At 36.2% G+C, this 18148-nt stretch carries 14 protein-coding genes, 1 tRNA gene and 1 pseudogene; 9 read left to right on the top strand and 7 right to left on the bottom strand.

What is annotated here, in order from left to right:
- The first annotated feature begins 108 nt into the window (after positions 1–108).
- On the top strand, positions 109–768 hold the full coding sequence (locus STA7437_RS13845; RefSeq protein WP_015194013.1) for an HAD family hydrolase: 660 nt from the start codon (positions 109–111) through the stop codon (positions 766–768).
- Positions 769–818: 50 nt separating this feature from the next.
- Here the strand turns inward: STA7437_RS13845 and STA7437_RS27430 are convergent, their stop codons facing one another.
- Positions 819–1715 carry a pentapeptide repeat-containing protein gene (locus tag STA7437_RS27430; protein ID WP_015194012.1) on the bottom strand — a complete coding sequence of 299 codons (897 nt, stop codon included), beginning with the start codon at positions 1713–1715 and terminating at the stop codon, positions 819–821.
- Between the two features lie 210 nt (positions 1716–1925).
- The gene (locus STA7437_RS13835; protein WP_015194011.1) at positions 1926–2567 is read right to left on the bottom strand and encodes a microcompartments protein; all 642 of its coding nucleotides are present in this window, start codon (positions 2565–2567) and stop codon (positions 1926–1928) included.
- 165 nt (positions 2568–2732) lie between these two features.
- Here STA7437_RS13835 and STA7437_RS13830 point away from each other — a divergent pair, with 165 nt between their 5' ends.
- From STA7437_RS13830 to STA7437_RS13815, 4 genes are all read left to right on the top strand, one after another.
- The gene (locus STA7437_RS13830) at positions 2733–3479 is read left to right on the top strand and encodes a sucrose-phosphate phosphatase (RefSeq protein WP_015194010.1); all 747 of its coding nucleotides are present in this window, start codon (positions 2733–2735) and stop codon (positions 3477–3479) included.
- 152 nt (positions 3480–3631) lie between these two features.
- Entirely contained in the window at positions 3632–5869 is a 2238-nt protein-coding gene (locus STA7437_RS13825; RefSeq protein WP_015194009.1) for a PhoX family protein, read from the top strand.
- 771 nt (positions 5870–6640) lie between these two features.
- Entirely contained in the window at positions 6641–7282 is a 642-nt protein-coding gene (ruvA, locus tag STA7437_RS13820) for a Holliday junction branch migration protein RuvA (protein ID WP_015194008.1), read from the top strand.
- A 163-nt stretch (positions 7283–7445) separates the two neighbouring features.
- Complete coding sequence (locus STA7437_RS13815) at positions 7446–9050, top strand: B12-binding domain-containing radical SAM protein (protein WP_015194007.1); 1605 nt, start codon at positions 7446–7448, stop codon at positions 9048–9050.
- A gap of 257 nt (positions 9051–9307) precedes the next feature.
- On the opposite strand, the gene STA7437_RS13810 is transcribed toward STA7437_RS13815, so the two are convergent.
- The gene (locus tag STA7437_RS13810; protein ID WP_041619432.1) at positions 9308–11818 is read right to left on the bottom strand and encodes an O-antigen ligase family protein; all 2511 of its coding nucleotides are present in this window, start codon (positions 11816–11818) and stop codon (positions 9308–9310) included.
- A gap of 242 nt (positions 11819–12060) precedes the next feature.
- On the opposite strand from STA7437_RS13810, the gene STA7437_RS13805 reads away from it, so the two are divergent.
- Positions 12061–12133: transfer RNA gene (locus STA7437_RS13805), tRNA-Arg, on the top strand.
- A gap of 263 nt (positions 12134–12396) precedes the next feature.
- On the opposite strand, the gene STA7437_RS13800 is transcribed toward STA7437_RS13805, so the two are convergent.
- On the bottom strand, positions 12397–13446 hold the full coding sequence (locus tag STA7437_RS13800) for a Gfo/Idh/MocA family protein (RefSeq protein WP_015194005.1): 1050 nt from the start codon (positions 13444–13446) through the stop codon (positions 12397–12399).
- A 187-nt stretch (positions 13447–13633) separates the two neighbouring features.
- Positions 13634–14857, bottom strand: a complete 1224-nt coding sequence (locus STA7437_RS13795; RefSeq protein WP_015194004.1) for a styrene monooxygenase/indole monooxygenase family protein — start codon at positions 14855–14857, stop codon at positions 13634–13636.
- 186 nt (positions 14858–15043) lie between these two features.
- Between STA7437_RS13795 and STA7437_RS13790 the strand changes: the two genes are divergently transcribed.
- Positions 15044–15532: a P-loop NTPase family protein gene (locus tag STA7437_RS13790; RefSeq protein WP_015194003.1), complete on the top strand. Its 489-nt coding sequence runs from the start codon at positions 15044–15046 to the stop codon at positions 15530–15532.
- Between the two features lie 103 nt (positions 15533–15635).
- Positions 15636–17267 (top strand): dipeptide ABC transporter ATP-binding protein, encoded by a 1632-nt coding sequence (locus STA7437_RS13785; protein ID WP_015194002.1) that lies wholly within the window; start codon positions 15636–15638, stop codon positions 17265–17267.
- Between the two features lie 4 nt (positions 17268–17271).
- Here the strand turns inward: STA7437_RS13785 and STA7437_RS13780 are convergent, their stop codons facing one another.
- Positions 17272–17658, bottom strand: a complete 387-nt coding sequence (locus STA7437_RS13780; RefSeq protein ID WP_015194001.1) for a type II toxin-antitoxin system VapC family toxin — start codon at positions 17656–17658, stop codon at positions 17272–17274.
- Positions 17655–17897 (bottom strand): type II toxin-antitoxin system Phd/YefM family antitoxin, encoded by a 243-nt coding sequence (locus STA7437_RS13775; protein ID WP_015194000.1) that lies wholly within the window; start codon positions 17895–17897, stop codon positions 17655–17657. Before STA7437_RS13775 ends, STA7437_RS13780 begins: the two co-directional genes overlap by 4 nt.
- Before the next feature lie 92 nt (positions 17898–17989).
- On the opposite strand from STA7437_RS13775, the pseudogene STA7437_RS27695 reads away from it, so the two are divergent.
- A pseudogene (locus STA7437_RS27695) lies at positions 17990–18118 on the top strand (transcriptional regulator); the annotation flags it as partial.
- Between the last annotated feature and the right edge of the window lie 30 nt (positions 18119–18148).

The raw sequence follows: 18148 nt of genomic DNA, 5'->3' as shown, positions 1-18148 counted from the left end.
ATTGTTAATTACTATCACCCATCAATAAATCAGTCACTACGATCAGCCAATCGCTCTTATGATCGATATTGTAGTAAAGATTTTTAATTTAATATCAAATTGATAAAAATGAATTATTCAGCGATCGCAAGTGATTATGACGGCACTTTAGCCACCGAAGGAAAAGTCGATCTAGCAACTTTAGCTGCTGTTAATCGGTGGAAAGAATCGGGAAGAAAATTTATTTTAGTAACTGGAAGAAGAATTAGTAGTTTGCAAGAGATTTTTGAAAAAATTGATATTTGTGATTATGTGGTAGCTGAAAATGGGGCAGTTTTATATCATCCTCAGTCTCAAACATCATATTTATTATGTCAACCAGCCTCAACCAAATTAATTGAAAGGTTACAACAAAAAGATCTTAAAAATATTGCCGTAGGAGAAGCGATCGTTGCTACTTGGCAACCTCATGAAGAGATAGTTAGAGAGACAATTGCCGAATTAAATTTATCTTTGGAAATAATTTTAAACAAACGAGCAATTATGATTCTACCAACAGGAATAAATAAAGCTAGTGGCTTAGAATTAGCTTTAAATAAATTAAATTTAACTGCATCAGAAGTTATTGGTGTAGGTGATGCGGAAAATGATTTAGATTTACTTAAATATTCTGGATTAGGAGTAGCTGTAGGTAATGCTTTAACAGAAGTAAAACACCAAGCAGACTGGGTTACTAAAGGAGAAAGAGGACTCGGAATTCAGGAATTAATTCAAAGACAATTAAAGTAGGAATAATTCATGAATTATCTCTACTAAGGTATAAATAATTAACAACTATCTTAAAAATGTTTAGTGCCATCAGGCATAATAGTTCCTTGTAATTTAGTATTCTTAAATATAGCATCTTGTAGATTAGCTCCTTTGAAATTTGCTCCTCTTAAATCTGCTTTGGTAAGATTAGCTCCTTTGAAATTTGCTCCTTCTAAATTAGCTCCTTTAAGATCAGCTTGGCTCAAATTTGCACCTCTTAAATTAGCTCCAATTAAATTTGCGTCTCGAAGATTAGCATAAGTTAAATTTGACCAACGGAAATCACTTTTTTTTAAATTAGCTTCACTTAAATTAGCAGCAAAACAATAAGTTTTACTAGCGTGAACTTTAATGGCATTAACTTTAGTAAGATTGGCTTGATAAAAAAATGCTCCGATCAATTCAGCATCATACAAATTAGCATTAATAAGTTCGGCTTGATTTAAATTTGCTTCAACTAAATTAGCTTCACTTAAATTACTCCGATGTAATTTTACTGCTGTTAAATTGGCTTGTTGAAGATTAACTTTTCGCATCAAAGTACCAATTAAATTTGCTTCCTTTAAATTTGCACAACGACAATTTGCTTCTCGAAAATCTGCTGCGATCGCATTAATTTCAGTAAGATCTGCATCAATTAAATAAGCTTGACGTAAATCCGCATTACTAAGATTAGCCTGAGCTAATTTAGCGTCAATTAATTGAGCAAATTGTAAGTTAGCTTGAGCTAAATTTGCACTTGTTAAATCAGCCCGATCAAGATTAGCACTATTTAAGTTAGCCTGAGCTAAATCAACTCCTGCTAAATTAGTTCTACTTAAATTAGCTTGACGAAAATCTGGGATCGTTTGTTCGTTGCAACCAAGCCATTCACTCCATTTGACCGAACCTTGTTTTAGTTTGGTTAAATGTTCTACATTTGCCATTGAATTTGCCTAAAGTTAATTCTAATTAATCTATTATCCCTCGTTCAAAAACTATTACCAACTTAAATCTAAAAATAAAGTTCAAGATTTACTCAAACTCCTTGGGAAATTAAGGTATCCAAGGTATCTGAACAATCAACTATTAATCATTAATCAAAAACCAGAATCTTGCCTATATTAAATTAAATTGATAATCTCGATAAATTAATTTTATTCATTACTTCCATCCAGAAAAGTTTCTCTTCCAGCGACATTTTCTATCGCAGCTAAAGCAGCAGCAGATCCAGCTAAAATATCTCTTTCTTCTCCTCCTAAATACAATCTGCCGAAACTACCTACCGCTTGTACTTGCAGAATATTAATTAACGCAGCTTTTTCCGCTTCATTAGCAGCTAAGGCAGCATAAGCAGCAGGTTGTACCTCTAACACATATAAAGTTTGTCCTGCTAATAATAATTGTCCGCGACGGTTACGATTAATTAATTGAGCTTGATAAGGATCGATATTGCGAATAATTTGACTAGAAACAACTTTGGGTTTGAGACAATCTCTTTGACTTACTCCCAATGCTTGTAAAATAGCTTTTCCTGCTGCTCTAACTTCCCCCTGTTTATTAGAATGAATTTCTAACAAACCATATAATCTTTCCACAAATTGAACTCCAGGACGTACTACTGCCGATTTTAAAGCTACATCTGTAATACGATTTATTTCAATCCCAGGAGATATTTCAATCCACAAAGAAGCATCTCCAGGTAAAGGCAAAAATCCCAAAGCTACTGTCCCAATATAGGAAGCGTGTTGTGGTTGTAAGCGGTCTAAATAAACATAACTGCGAAGTTCTACACCCAAAATTTCAATCCTTGTTTTTATAACAACCGTTCTCTAGCTAATCAAGTCTGGTAACAGTTGTAAAGTAGTTGATTTGGTTATTTCTATGGCTAGAGGTAAAATGCTTTCAAGATTGCTACTTTGTTAAAGTTTAGGGCTTTTATTTGGCAAACGGAGTGAATTCAAGTGAACCCATTTTTATTTGTGACAGATTTAGACCATACGTTAGTAGGCGATGATCGTGCTTTAGAGCTTCTCAATCAACAACTAGAACAACATCGGCAACAATATGGTACTAAAATAGTATACGCTACAGGGCGATCGCTTTATCTCTATAAACAGTTGGCACAGGAAAAACCTCTACTGACTCCAGATGCTTTAATTACGGCAGTTGGCACAGAAATTTATTTTAATCCTAGTCAAGCCGAAGTAGACCGAGAATGGGCAAAGATACTTTCTCAGGGTTGGCATCGAGAACAAATAGCAGCAATAGCTAATCAATACTCTCAACTTAAACCTCAACCTGAATCTGAGCAAAATCCTTTCAAAATTAGTTATTATCTGAGTGAATCAGAAGCAGAAGCCTTATTATCTACTTTAGAAACAGAATTATTATCTCAAGGTTTTAAAATCAAGCTGGTTTACAGTGGTTCACAAGATTTAGATATTCTTCCTCTCAAGGGTGATAAAGGTTTAGCTGTTCAATTCCTTAGAAGTAAATGGGAGGTTACTGCTGAAGCTACGGTTACCTGTGGTGACTCTGGTAATGATATTGCTTTGTTTAAAGGAGATGAAAAAGGCATTATTGTTGGTAATGCTAAATCAGAATTGCGTCAGTGGTATCAAACAAATCAAAATGATTCTCTTTACCTCGCTGAAGCTGTTTGTGCAGGCGGTATTTTGGAAGGTTTGAAATATTTTGGCTTTCTTTAAATAACAATCTTAATTTGAAAATTACCAGTTCTTAAATTTTGCTCGATAGATTCTTTGATGGTGTGGATCAATCCCTCTAATTTAATCAGAGTTGAAACTTGATCTTATCTGGAAGAGTTGAGTAAAAATTTTAAAGGAAGAAGCAACTGGTTATGGGAATTAAGCGTAGGCATTTTCTGATGTTTTTGGGTGCAGGTGTGGGTTCGATTGCCCTCAAGGATATGGCACAAAATGAACAGAAACTTTTGCCTACTGGGGGTGTTGCTGTAGCAAAAAATTCCCCTAGCAATATCTTTCCACCGATTAAAGGAACAATGCCTTTAGAAATTTATGGTCTTTCTGCTGCTGAACAAAAAGAAAGTTTCAGTACTTTTGAAGTGGTTGATGATCTTGTTTTACCAGAAGGCTTTACTTATCAGGTAATTATCTCATGGGGCGATCGCATTGGTGAATCAGATCATTTTGGTTATAACAATGACTACGTTACTCTGATCGAAACTTCTCCCAATCAAGGTTATTTAGTTGTTAATCACGAATATGTCAGTGCTAAACCCTGGCGACAAAGTTATCAAGCAGTAATTGGTAAGTCTCTGCCCTTTGATGAGGTGATGGCAGCGATGACAGCAGCAGGAGGTGAAATTGACGCTTTTTCTCTACCCGAAGGCGATCCTCTCAAGAATAAAATTTACGAAATTGCTAAAGCTGCTCAATATGATGCTGGTTTATCGATTATTTCCGTTCGTAAAAAATCCGATGGCAGTTGGGAACGCACCTATAATAAAAGCGATCGCCGTATTACTGGTATTTCTGGTCTTGAAGATGGCAAATATTTAAAAGTAACCGGCCCGGCAGCAACAGTATTTCGTAAGAATAGTGGACAAGGTTATCTAGATGGTTTGAGCGATCGCATTATTGGTACTCATCAAAATTGTGCTGGTGGTACTACTCCTTGGGGTACAGTTTTTAGTGCGGAAGAAAATTTTCAAGGTGAGGTAGCAGAAGCAGTTTATGCCGATGGTACTTCCTTTCCTCCCAGTACTGTACCTTTTAGTTTGGTTACCGAAGCAGGAGAAATTGAGGATTTAGCTGGACAGGGTAATGTTTTTGGTTATCAAGGTAATAAATATGGTTGGGCAGTTGAAGTCGATCCCGCTAATCCTAATGATTACGGAACTAAACATTCCTGGTTGGGTCGTTATCGTCACGAAGCCTTTGCCTTTCGAGCAGTAGCTGGCAAAAATCTAGCAGTATATTCAGGATGCGATCGCCGAGGCGGTCATTTTTATAAGTTCATTAGTACTGATATAGTTCAAGACCCTACTAGCAAAGAAAATTCGCGTCTGATGGAAAAGGGAATGCTTTACGCTGCTAAGTTTAATCCCGATGGTACAGGTAGTTGGATTGCGCTTCAACCAGATACCCTCATTAATCCAGATCTGCCTAGTGTCCACACTGGAGGAATGATTCCTTTACCTAATCGTCCTGACGGTGGTTTTACTCCAGTAACAGAAGATTCTTTTGCTCAAGCTTTTGCTCAAAAATACAAGACTTTAGCAGATTTATACCAAGGTAATAATGAAGAAGAATTACAAGGAGCTATTTTAATTGATGCCCATTTTGCAGCCAGTGCTGCTGGTGCAACTTGTACCGCCCGTCCTGAAGATGCTGATCTTAACAATGAAGGAATTTTATTTATCGCTTTTACCTCTGGTTCTCCTGATGAAAAGGATGGTAGTCCCAATCAAAACATTTTCCAAGGGCCTAACGGTGAATCTGCCTACGAACACGGTTGGATTATGAAATTAGTCGAAGATAATCAAGATTCAGCAGCCATGACTTTTCAGTGGGAATTGTTTGCTACAGGCGGTGAACCAGCCGAAGGAGGTTTAGGATTCTCTAATCCCGATAATCTTCTCTTTGACCGCCAGGGTAATCTTTGGATGGTAACAGATATGTCTACAGATAAACATAATCAAGCAATTCCTAGTCGAGTTGATTCTGAAGGAACTCCTGTCAGTCAGTCTAATTTACGAGGTTTGTTTGGCAACAACTCCGTTTGGTATTTTCCTACCTCTGGTGTGAATGCAGGTGAAGGTTATTTATTTGCCTACGGCCCTATGGATTGCGAAATCTGTGGCCCTTGGTTAACCGCAGATGAAAAGACTTTATTCCTTGCGCCTCAACATCCAGGTGAATTTAATGGTATTCGGCAAGATTTGAAATCTGAAACTCGCTCCTTTGCGATGAAGACAACTACAGGGGAAGACTTTCTTCAAACTCGTCAAGTGCCGATTGGTTCTAATTGGCCAGACAAAACTACTAATACTCCACCCAAACCTAGTGTAGTAGCAGTTCGTCGTCTTGATGATCGTAAGATTACGGAAGCTTAATTATATCAAGTACGAATAATTGGTTGAAATAAAAAAGCCTGGTTGCATTTACTAATTACTAATTACTAATTACTTGTTATGGCGTTTCTCGAATCCAAGAGGTACATTTAACACCTGTCTCCTGCCTTAAATCCAAATACTTTGTACCTCATCAGTATGAGAACTGCTATATCTGACCTCTACTTTAATATTAGAGGTTAGGGGGCAGGGGTCAAAATTATTCCTCGAAGATATTTTTATCTCCATAATTTTTATTAGCTTAATTGTCAATCCTGCAATTGTACTTAGTCAATAAGGAATGATTAAGTTATTTAAAGTAAAAATATTTCTATTTTAATAAACTCTTATTTTATCTAGCTTTGAATGATTTTTGGCAAGATATTTTTTGAAAATAGACAATAAAAACCTAAAATATCATGCTATTTCTGATTTTAGATCATACCAAAATTTTTAACGGCTGAAAAGTACCTTATTTCATTGCTTATTCTCAATAATATTTTAATCTTTTCTTAAAAAATACAAAATTTTACAATTCCTAAAGCAATTTTTCAAATTTTCGCTCATACTTGATGATTGCGCCTCACAACAATGAGAAACGGTATAGCAGTTCTTAAATTGGTGAGACAGCACCATTAACGATTAACCATCAACAAAAAATCAGTATCTTAGATTGTATTTCATTAATGAGAGAAAGGCTATAATATCATTTTCAATTAAAGGCAATATTTAACTTTAATCAATTATCAACAAATAACATCAACTAAATAACTAATGATTAGTTACTTCAAAGGAAAAATAATAGAAATAATAAAAAATACAAATAATCGATTTTTTTTAATTATTGAAGTTAATCACATTGGCTATGAAGTACAAATTTGCCAGCGTTTTTCTCGTCAATTATCAGTTCAACAAGATGAAATAATTCAAATTTTTACTCATCAACAAATTCAGGAAGACCGACACACTCTTTATGGTTTTTCTTCTTTAGCAGAAAGAGATTTATTTCGAGAGTTAATTAGCGTGAGTGGTATTGGCTCACAATTAGCTTTAGCTTTAATCGATACTTTAGAACTTTCTGAATTAGTTGGAGCAATAGTTACTAGTAACATTAACGTATTAAGTAAAACTCCTGGTGTGGGAAAAAAAACAGCCGAAAGAATTGCTTTAGAATTAAAATCTAAACTTGCTCAATGGCGAGAAATTAAAGGAATAAAAATTACAACATCTACCACTTCTGTTGTAGTTAAATCCGAAATTATTGAAGATTTAGAAATGACCTTACTTGCCCTTGGTTACACTTCCATAGAAATTGAACAAGCAATTACTGCTCTGAGTCAAGACAATCAATTACTGAAAAATAATAATATAGAAGAATGGATTAGAAGTGCGATCGCCTGGTTAAGTGGAGAGTAAAGTGGAGGGAGTCGTCAATCCAAACCTAAACGCAGGTTTTCCAATTAGCCATACTGTTATTGCCAAAAAAAATTTAATTAATGTTCTCCAATTAACCTAAAGACTGCGCTACTCTCGTATAAACGTTATTTGTAGTTTAGGTAGACGAGGAGAGCAAAATTTAATGCGAATTTTATTAATCTATCCCCTATTTCCGCAAACTTTTTGGTCTTATGACAAAATTTTAGAATTAGTTAACCGTAAAGTCTTATTGCCACCATTAGGATTAATCACCGTTGCAGCAATACTACCCCAAACGTGGGATTTTAATTTGGTTGACCGCAATATTCGAGAGGTTACTGAAGAGGAATGGCAATGGGCAGATTTAGTAATTTTTTCTGCCATGATTGTTCAAAAAAATGATTTAATAGCACAAATTAAAGCAGCAAAACAACGAGGTAAGTTAGTCGCCGTAGGTGGCCCTTATGCTACTTCTTTACCCCATGAACCGCAAGAGGCAGGGGCAGATTTTCTTATTTTAGATGAAGGAGAAATTACTCTTCCCATGTTTGTCGACGCTTTAACAAAAAGGGAAAAAAATGGCACGTTTCGCACTACAGAAAAACCCGATGTCACTGCTACTCCTATCCCTCGCTACGACTTGCTAGAGTTGGATGCTTATGATTCAATGTCGGTGCAATTTTCTCGTGGTTGTCCGTTTCAATGCGAGTTTTGTGACATTATTGTTCTTTATGGTCGCAAACCTCGAACCAAAACACCAGCCCAACTTTTGAAGGAACTAGATTATCTTTACAAATTAGGTTGGCGTAGAAGTATTTTTATGGTGGATGATAATTTTATCGGCAATAAACGCAATGTTAAATTGTTGCTAAAAGAACTAAAAATTTGGCAAGCGGAACATCGATATCCTTTTGCTTTTAATACTGAAGCTTCGGTAGATTTAGCAGACGATACAGAATTAATGGAATTAATGGTGCAATGCAATTTTAACGCCGTCTTTTTAGGGATCGAAACTCCTGACGAAGATAGTTTACAATTAACTAAAAAATTCCAAAATACGAGAAATTCGCTTGTTGATACAGTAGATAAAATAATTAGAGCGGGATTACGACCAATGGCAGGGTTTATCATTGGTTTTGATGGTGAGAAACCAAATGCTGGTCAACGCATTATTCATTTTGTAGAAGAAGCAGCTATTCCTACGGCAATGTTTGGGATGTTACAAGCTTTACCTAATACAGCTTTGTGGAAGCGTTTAGAAGAGGAACAACGTCTGCGAGATGAGACAAGAAAAGATATCAATCAAACAACTTTGATGAATTTTGTTCCTACTCGTCCGATTGAGGAAATTGCTAGGGAATATATTGAAGCATTTTGGACATTATACGAACCTAAAACCTATTTAGACCGAGTTTATCGTTGTTTTCTTAAGCTTGGCGCGTCTCAGTGTAAAATTCCTGCTAGTTTACCTAATTGGGTTGACCTCAAAGCTTTAATGATTGTCATCTGGCGACAAGGTTTTAAACGCAATACTCGCTGGCAATTCTGGCATCATTTATTCGGAATTTTTAAACATAATCCTGCGGTTTGGGAACATTATTTAACTGTGTGCGCCCATAACGAACATTTTCTTGAATATCGTCAAACTATCCGTACTGAAATTGAAAAACAATTAGTACAATTTCAAATTCAAGAAAAAGAAAGACAAGCAGAAGTTGAGTCTGAAACTAAAATTTTAACTACTATTAATTCTGGAAAAAATGAATAATAAAAGATTTAACTAAATATTAGAGTGTAACTAGCTCTTTTATTAAAATCGGTTTTGTGAATCGAATTTAGTCTTATTTTATCTGCAAGATTTCAAATAGCGATCGCAATTATTTAAAGATTAGTTTTTTGTTTATTTTCTAAATTATCTTTGGCACTCTTGGTTTAGTTTTTTTTAGTATATCTCAGCCAATTGTTGTTACATAGCGAGCGCTATTGAGAATTTTAAACAAATAAAAAACTTGAATATAATCTCAATTATTTGCTTGCCAAGATAGTTTTTAATAAAGTATCGCGTTGCGTTTGTAAAATGCGATCAAGATCAGGAAAGTAAATTGGTGAAGGAAAGATACTTTCAAACCAAGTTGCGATCGCGATATGATCAACTACTACTAAAAAATCATTAGGGATAGTGCCATCAATATGACGACTAACTACACCAAATCCTGAACGTTCTCGACGATATGGAATAATAGGATTTTTGATAATTAACCATTCTCTCAAGCTATTTGCTTGTGCCATTGAGATTAATAACTCCTGATGTAAAGAAGAAGGCATATGATCTTTGTGTAGCAACCATGCTTGTTGGAGTAATTGAGGTCGATTTTCTGGCTCAAACCAAGCTTTAAGGAGTAATTGAGTTGATGATTTTGGTAAAGCATTGATTTTAGCTTTTAATTCTGAATCAGAATCAATTTCAAGCAATATTTCTGTTAAAGGATTAGCTAAAGGTTGCCAATCTTGTTTTGCTGCTGCTAAATTTCCTTCCCACCAATACAAACTACCTCGACAAAGATGCCAAAAGGAATTGTCAGAATTTTGTTTAATCAATTCACTATATTTAGTTTCTAAGCGATTTAAAACTAAAGGATAAATTTGTCTTAGCAAAGGAGATTGCCAAACAGGGCTAGTAACAAACACAGGATCACGTAAAATTTCTAAAGTAAAGGCTTCTGTAGCTAAATCTATTTGTCTTTGCACTAATAAACTAACTCCCAAACCGTAGAAAACACCGCGTTTAGCTGGAATCAATTCTGCTGATTTAACAAAGGCTTGAGTTGCTGCTGAAGGATTACTATTTAAAACTAACCAACCAAGATTACTATAACCAAATTCTGAATAAGGTGATGCAGTGATTGATTTTTGCAACCATTCAATTGCTGCTAGAGATAATTGCTGTTTTTCCTCTACATTACTACTTGCTAGCGCAAATTCACCCAAATTCCAACCAAGTTGAGCGGAATAATAAGGTTCCCAAGGTGCTAACTGATTAGCTTTTGTTAATTTTTCAATAAAAGTATTTTTGTCTCCTTGATTGAGTGCCATAAAACCTTGACTAGAAAGTTGCCAAGCACGATGTACAGGAAACAACCAAATTATTACAGCCAAAGTAATTCCTAATCCTACTAAACTCAAACTGGATTGAACTTTTTTTAATTGCCGTTGCCAAGAAGAGTTTGACCGCCAAATAGCAGCTAAAATACCCCCAAATAAAACTAAAGTACCGCTAATTGCCATATTATCTAACTGATAATCAGTCAGACTCATTACCCCGTAAGCAAACAAACTAGCATAAAGACACCAACTCAAAATGCGATCGCTTGTAACTAAATTATTGCCCTCACGCAACAATTTGAATAAGAAAAACCCCAAAAATGCGCTCGTGCCTACTTCTAACACTACACTCCAAATACCAATTTCAGCCCAAAGCTGAACAGGAGTACTATGTAATTGAAATGCTAATTCTGATTCTCTTCCTGCCCAAGTAGGACGATACCTTTGATAAAGTAAAGCAACATTACCCAATCCTACTCCAGTCCAAAGGTGACTAATTCCCATCCGCCAACCGATTACCGCATTGATAGTGCGATAAGCCAATTCTGATCCTCCTTGTCCTTTAATGACTGCCATAATCAAATTATTGAAACGATTATTAGCTAAAATCACCAAACTAAGCCCAATCAAACTACCTATTCCTCCCAAAACTAGCCAAAGACGAGGTAAAGGACTAAAACACAAGAGAATTAATAAACCAATCACAAAAGTTGCAATTACCGCTAACCAACCACCCCGTGAACTAGTAGTATAAAGATCGAGTAATCCTAAAATACATCCACTCAACCACAACCAACGTCGCCAATCTGTTGCCAAAATAGTCAAACCAATTAATAAAGGTAAAGCTAAAACTAAATAACCAGCGACATAGTTTTGATGTCCAAAAGGTGACCAATTCCGTAATTCTATAGTTGAAAAATCAAAAGCTAAATTAATTCCCGATTGTTTCAGTTGTTGCAAACGAGCTAACTCTGGTAGTAATGTTTGAGTAAACCACAAACATAAACTAACAATAATTAAAGCTAAATTTAAATATCCTTGTTTAACTAAAAATCGAAATCTATTTTGCGGAGTAGCACCATAATAATTAACTAAATAAATAACAGCAATTAAACCAAAAGCTGCCCAACCATACCAAATTGCTTGTGATTTAAATTGAGCAAAAACTGTAGAAATAACCACAGCAATTAAACCCAATCCAACTAGCCAATCTAAATGATTACCTAAAGCTAATTTTTTTCCCTGCCAAACTAGCATGAGTAACCACAAAATAGGCAGCATCAAACCTATTTGCCAAAGCAAAACCACAGGATAAAGAACCATTAAACTATGGCTATCAGCTAATAAAGTAAATAAAACATAAAAGCAAACAGTAAATAATCCAAAAATCTTTGCTAACGAAATGGTAGAGCCTTGAGAAGTTATAGTAGCCATTACCTTAATTAATCGAGCGGGCAAAACATTACTCAAAAAGCAACGTGCTACTAATATGCCCAGATTTTCTTGAAATCAATCTTTTGTGGCAGTGGCGTTTAAAAGTCTCGTCCTTCTGCTTTGCCTTATCGATAACATAACTATCCAACAAAACATCATCTTAGTAGGTATTAATCTCTTGCTACAGTTTAGAAGAGCTTACTTTAAATTTAGTTAAGACGTGTTATTCTTAATAATCGTAAGGGCGTGTAGCTCAGTGGATAGAGCAACAGATTCCGGTTCTGTTGGTCGGGGGTTCGACTCCCTCCACGCTCGTTGGCTGCGCTACTTTATAATCGGGAGTTCTGACCACAACACACAGAACCACAATCTGTTTATCCGCTCAAAATTCGCTCAATTACCCTTTAACTTATCCTAATCAAGCGACTAAATTTATCTCTTCATCAACTCTTTAAATTCATGTCTAAAATGAGTAGGCACAGGATATCCCCAGGCAAATTGTACAAACCAGTAGGACTGTTTACCCCTTACCGTAACAAAAGTAATGCCTAAAGCGATCGCCTTTAGTAAGGGTTCGTCTAGGAACTAAAAGTAGGTAGAGCAATAATTTCCCCTTGTTGTTCTAAAGAACGAGTCAAACCAGTCAAAATTTGCACTAATTGTGTTCCTACCCAACCAGAGGAGAGAGTGGAACTACTACCCTTGAGAATATCAGTAATAAAGCGATCGCATACTTGAGAAAGGGGTTCGGCTGGTTCGGTGGCAATAATTTGGCAATTTTGTCCTTGAGGAATAAATTTATCGCCTTCTTGAGCAAAATAACCTTGTTGGATCGTTAAAGGTGTTGCTTGGGACATTTCATCAAAAATTAAAGTACCTTCATTACCAACTACACATAGTCTTCTTTGTTTATCAGGATTTAACCAACACAGATGAATATTTGCCTCAAAACCGTCAGGATAAAACAGAGTCAACCAAACTAAATCCGCTAACCCAACCTGGTTAGAAATAATCATTTGATGTTCTGGTTGTAACCAAACTTTTCCTCTAGCTTGAACTTTGATTGGAGTTTGTCCTAACCAATGATTAAAAATTGCAATGTCATGAATAGCTAAATCCCAAAGGGCATCAACATCTTGACGGACGGGTCCTAAATGAGTACGAGTGGCATAGCCGTAGCGTAATTGACCTAATTTACCTGATTGAATTACTTGTTGACCTTTTTGAACGACTGAATTAAATAAATAAGTATGATCGACTAACAATTGTAACTGTTTGGATGTAGCTAATTTGGTTAGTTCCAGACATTGTTCAGGATTGAGAGTAAGGGGTTTTTCGGCTAGAACATGATAACCTCTGGAAAGAGCATCATAAATCAGGTCGTAATGTGTAGACGCAGGGGTAGCCACCACTATGGCATGAAGATTGTCTAATTCTCGGATAGTTTCCCAGTCAGTCGCTAAAGTTACTTTGGTTGGATCGATGCCAAACTGTTGGACACAGTAATTTAATTGACTAGGATGAGGGTCTGCGATCGCAACTAATTCTACTTGAGAATGTTGAGACATATTCCTGACAAAATGCACTCCCCAACGTCCTACCCCTAGGACAGCCACTCCGATTTTCATTGCTACTCAGTTAGAAAATTTGCTTCCACTGTTATCAGCGATCAATTTGGAGTTGTCAAATATTCTGTCTTTTAATAAGTAATTGTGCAAAATAATTTGCGTAGTTGAGAAAGAAAACGAGCAACAGAAATTTTGTCAGTTACTTGGCGATTAACTCTACATTTTCAGTTTTTCAGAAAAGAAATCGCTAAATTAACAAATTTTTCTTAGCTAGATATTGTTCTGCTGCGTCTGGTTTAAAAAACCAAGGGGATAATGCGGGAGGATGATTAACTCCGTTGAGATAATCTGTAACTATGGCTGGATTTTCTGCCATTGCCATCAAAATCTTTGGTAAATGGGCAGGAGGTTCTAGTAAACAATCTGCATAAGCATTAACGTATTGGGAATATTGCCAAAATTCTTCAAAAACTGCTTCTATCCAAGTAGGTTCAAAGCTACCTTGACCAACCTCAATAATTCTTTGTGTAACTAATTTAGACATTTTTGTAGCACTATTTGCTCCTTGTCCGCAGATAGGATCATTAAGAATCACCGCATCACCAATTCCCATCACCATTGCACCAGAAGGTAAATAAGCAACTGGTTTACGAACAGTAGGAGTAACTGCGCCACGTAACCAACCTTGTGGATCGGCAAGTTCGCTATCCTTAATTAATTCGTAGTCTCCAGGTAAAAACTGTTTGATAGTTTCTTTAGCGATCGCTAAAAGTTCTTGACCATTTTGTACTTGACTAAAACGATCCATCATACCGCCTGGATAGGCTTCAAAACCGATCGCAGTAGTAGGAATTTGATACTTGTGGAAAAAAGTAGTTTGAATAATCTCGCCAATACCAGGAAGATTAGCTAGTTTAAAAGTTTTCTGGGAAACTGAATGGTTTTTAATAATTATTCCTGCTAAATGTCTTTTTGGTTGGTTATGGATTGATTTTTTTTTATCTCGTTCAAATAATCTAGAAATTTCTCCTCTTCCACCAGCTACGACGACTAAATCATACTTTTTAGCACATTCTTCTAAATCAGCTATGGTGACAGTTTTTACAATTAGTTCACCACCTCGACGAACAAACTCTTGCATCCACAGCGAAAATTTGAGACGTTGATCGATCGCTTGCCAAGGTTTTTCTATAGCAGAAGAGAATTTTAAGAGTAAATTTCCTTCAGAATCGTATGCTTGACAAAGGAATTGTTCGCAACCATCAAACTCATCACTCCAAAAATCAAGTCCCAAATTACGTTCTAATTCCAGCGCATCAGAAAACAATACTGCCAATGCAGAAGGTTGACTATTAAAAATTTCTTCAGGAGAACGTTCAGCAAACAGAGTGACTCGATAACCTGCTTCAATTAAACTAAAACCTAAGTATAAACCAGCTTGACCAGCACCAATAATACCAATGTGTCGCATATACTACTTCCTAAATATAACTAATTTCAAGTTAGAAAGCGATCGGGAAATAGTAGGGATGAAATTTATAGCGGTTTTTAGGTTTTAGAATTAGCGTAAACATCTAGATTTTTGTGAATGGTTGATAGTTGATTGGTTACTGGTGTATTATGAGAGCGATCGCATTGCAAGATCTTCAATTAGCTTGTGAATAAAATAGTAATTTTTGGTAATTCTGGTTCAGGAAAATCGACGATGGCATTAGCTTTGAAGCAGAATTACGAATTAGCACATCTCGATCTAGATACTTTAGCCTGGGAAGTAGAAAATCCTACTGTCAGGAGAAACATGGAAGATAGTTTAAAAGATTTATCTGAATTTATTAAAACTAATGACAATTGGGTAATTGAAGGTTGTTATTCCAGCTTGTTAACAGAAGCTATTCGTCATTGTACTAAGTTGATTTTTCTTAATCCTGGGATTGATACCTGCGTGCAAAACTGTCTTGCTCGTCCCTGGGAATCTCATAAATATCCTTCTCCAGAGGCTCAGCATGAAAATCTAACCATGTTGCTCGATTGGGTAAAAGAATACGAGACAAGAGATGATGAATTTTCTCTTCAAAGTCATCGGCAATTATTTGAAGAATTTGCAGGAGAAAAAATTGAATATTTATCTAATCAAAGAAGTTTATAAAAACTTTTTTGTATATATTTTTTTTCTTGGAAAAGCTGCAACTTTTTCCTTCAGTAATTAAAATGCAGTAGACTTGCTATATTTCTTCTAACTGCTAGCATCTATGACTCTACTGGAAGTTAACAATCTCAGAGTTGCTTATCCCCGCAAATCTCAATCTGAAACTATTTGGGCTGTTGATGATGTCTCATTTTCTCTCAATCCTGGGGAAAAATTGGGTTTAGTCGGAGAGTCTGGCTGTGGGAAGTCTACTATTGGTAGGGCAATTATGCGGTTGTTACCTGATGGTAGCAGCACTGAAGGAACAGTAAACTTTAATCATAAGTCGGTTTTTGACTTAAATCCCCGTCAATTACGTCAATTTCGTGGTGAAGTCGTGGCTTTAGTCTTTCAGGATCCGATGACGCGTCTCGATCCTTTAATGACAATTGGCGATCATTGTTTGGAAACTTTAAAAGCACATCAACCAAATTTATCTCATCGTGAAGCGAAACAAAAAGCAATTGAAGCTTTAGATGCGGTGAGGATACCTGCTAATCGTTGGGGACAATATCCCCATGAATTTAGTGGTGGAATGCGTCAGAGAGTTGCGATCGCTCTTGCTTTACTTCTCAATCCTAAAATGATTGTTGCCGATGAACCTACTACTAGTCTTGATGTGACTGTTTCGGCAGAGATTTTAACGGAATTGACTCGTTTATGTAAGGAAAGGTCAATGGCTTTATTATTAATTTCCCACGATTTGGCGATGATTGGGGAATATTGCGATCGCGTGGCGGTTATGTATAACGGTAAGATGGTTGAGTCTGGTGCAGTTAAATCGATTCTTCATCATCCTCAACACGAATATACCCAGTCTTTATTAGAAGCAGCGTTGCATTTACAAGCTGTAGAGGCGAATGGTGATTCGTCCAAATTAAATCATCCCCAACCCATCCTACGGCTAAAAGATTTAAAACAGCATTTCACTTTAGAAAGTAATTTCGTTCAGCAATTATTTTCTCAACAAAAGAATGTTATTAAGGCTGTAGATGGAATTAATTTCGATCTCTATCCAGGCGAAACTTTAGGATTAGTCGGAGAATCTGGTTGTGGTAAAAGTACTCTTTCCCGCACGATTTTGCAGCTAATTAAACCCACTAGCGGATCGGTAGAATTTATGGGAGAAGATTTGACTAAACTATCACGATCGCAAATGCGTCAAAAACGCCGTCAACTGCAAATGATTTTTCAAGATCCCCACGCTTGTCTCAATCCTTTAATGACTGTAGGAGATAGTATCGCCGATCCTTTATTAATTCATAAACTAGCTACACCTGCCGAAGCGAAGCAAAAAGTAGCTATGATGCTTCAAAAAGTGGGTTTAACTCCAGTAGAACAATATTATCATCGTTATCCGAGCGAATTATCAGGAGGACAACAACAACGAGTTGCGATCGCTCGTGCTTTGATTACTAATCCTCAGTTAGTTATTTGCGACGAACCCGTCAGTATGTTGGATGCGACAGTACAAACCCAAGTATTAGAGTTAATGTTGGCATTAAAAGCAGAATTTAACCTTACTTACCTCTTTATCACTCACGATCTTTGGGTTGCTCGATTTTTCTGCGATCGCATTGCGGTAATGAATGGGGGTCAAATTGTCGAGTTAGATAGTAAGGAAAAGATTTTTACTTCACCCAAGCATCCTTATACCCAAAAGTTGTTATCCGCAGCACCGTTACTGGTTTCTTAACTAATTATTTTTTAAGAGAAACTGGATAAGCAACAAATTTGCGATCGCAAGTCATAATAGTCAGATTTTCACAAATTGCTTGTGCTATTAAAATGCGATCAAAAGGATCTTGATGATGAAGTGGTAACTCTTCAATCTTGAGAACGTGAATCATTCGGATATCGAGAGTGTTGATACCGTCTAGCGGTAATTGTTCGGTAACTAATTGAGATAAAGGTTGGGGAATTGTAAGTTTGCCAATAGCTACCTTAATGGCAATTTCCCAAATACTTGCTACAGAAAGAAATAATTCATTTTCAGAATCGCAGATGGCTTGTTGCATCGAAGAGGTTAATTTTTGCGGTTCATTCAACCACCATAACCAGCAATGAGTATCCAAAAGAAGTTTCAAGCTTCTTCTCCTTCAAATAAACGAAGGATATGTTCGTCTACTTCGTCAAAATTTTCGGCAATTTCAATTTGACCTGCTAGTCTTCCTGGCGTTCGAGGAGTAGTAATAGTTTTTTGATAAGGAGAAAGTTTTGCTACGGGTACTCCTCGATTAGCAATAACAAATTCTTCTCCTAACGCTACCCGTGTCAGCAGTTTGGACAACTGAGTTTTAGCTTGGTGAATATTAACGATTTCCATATAGACTTAGTTTATAGACTAAGTTTAGTCTAGCAGTATTTACTCAAAAATATAATGGCAACTTTAGCCAAATCTTCAATCCAAGACTAATTTTAGTTGGAATTATTAGTCCTTCAAAAGGTTTAATCTCTTCGATAGTTAACGGCAAACGAGCCATTAGCAAAGCACAAGCAAAAAAATTGGGAGCTTATTTTAAGATCAATCCTTGTTTGTTTCTTTAGTACCAAGAATAAAATTAGTAATCAAACTCT

Source organism: Stanieria cyanosphaera PCC 7437, from assembly GCF_000317575.1.
GTDB classification, from domain to species: domain Bacteria; phylum Cyanobacteriota; class Cyanobacteriia; order Cyanobacteriales; family Xenococcaceae; genus Stanieria; species Stanieria cyanosphaera.
The sequence above is the reverse complement of the archived record's forward strand: the minus strand, read 5'-3'. Positions and strand labels throughout refer to the sequence as shown.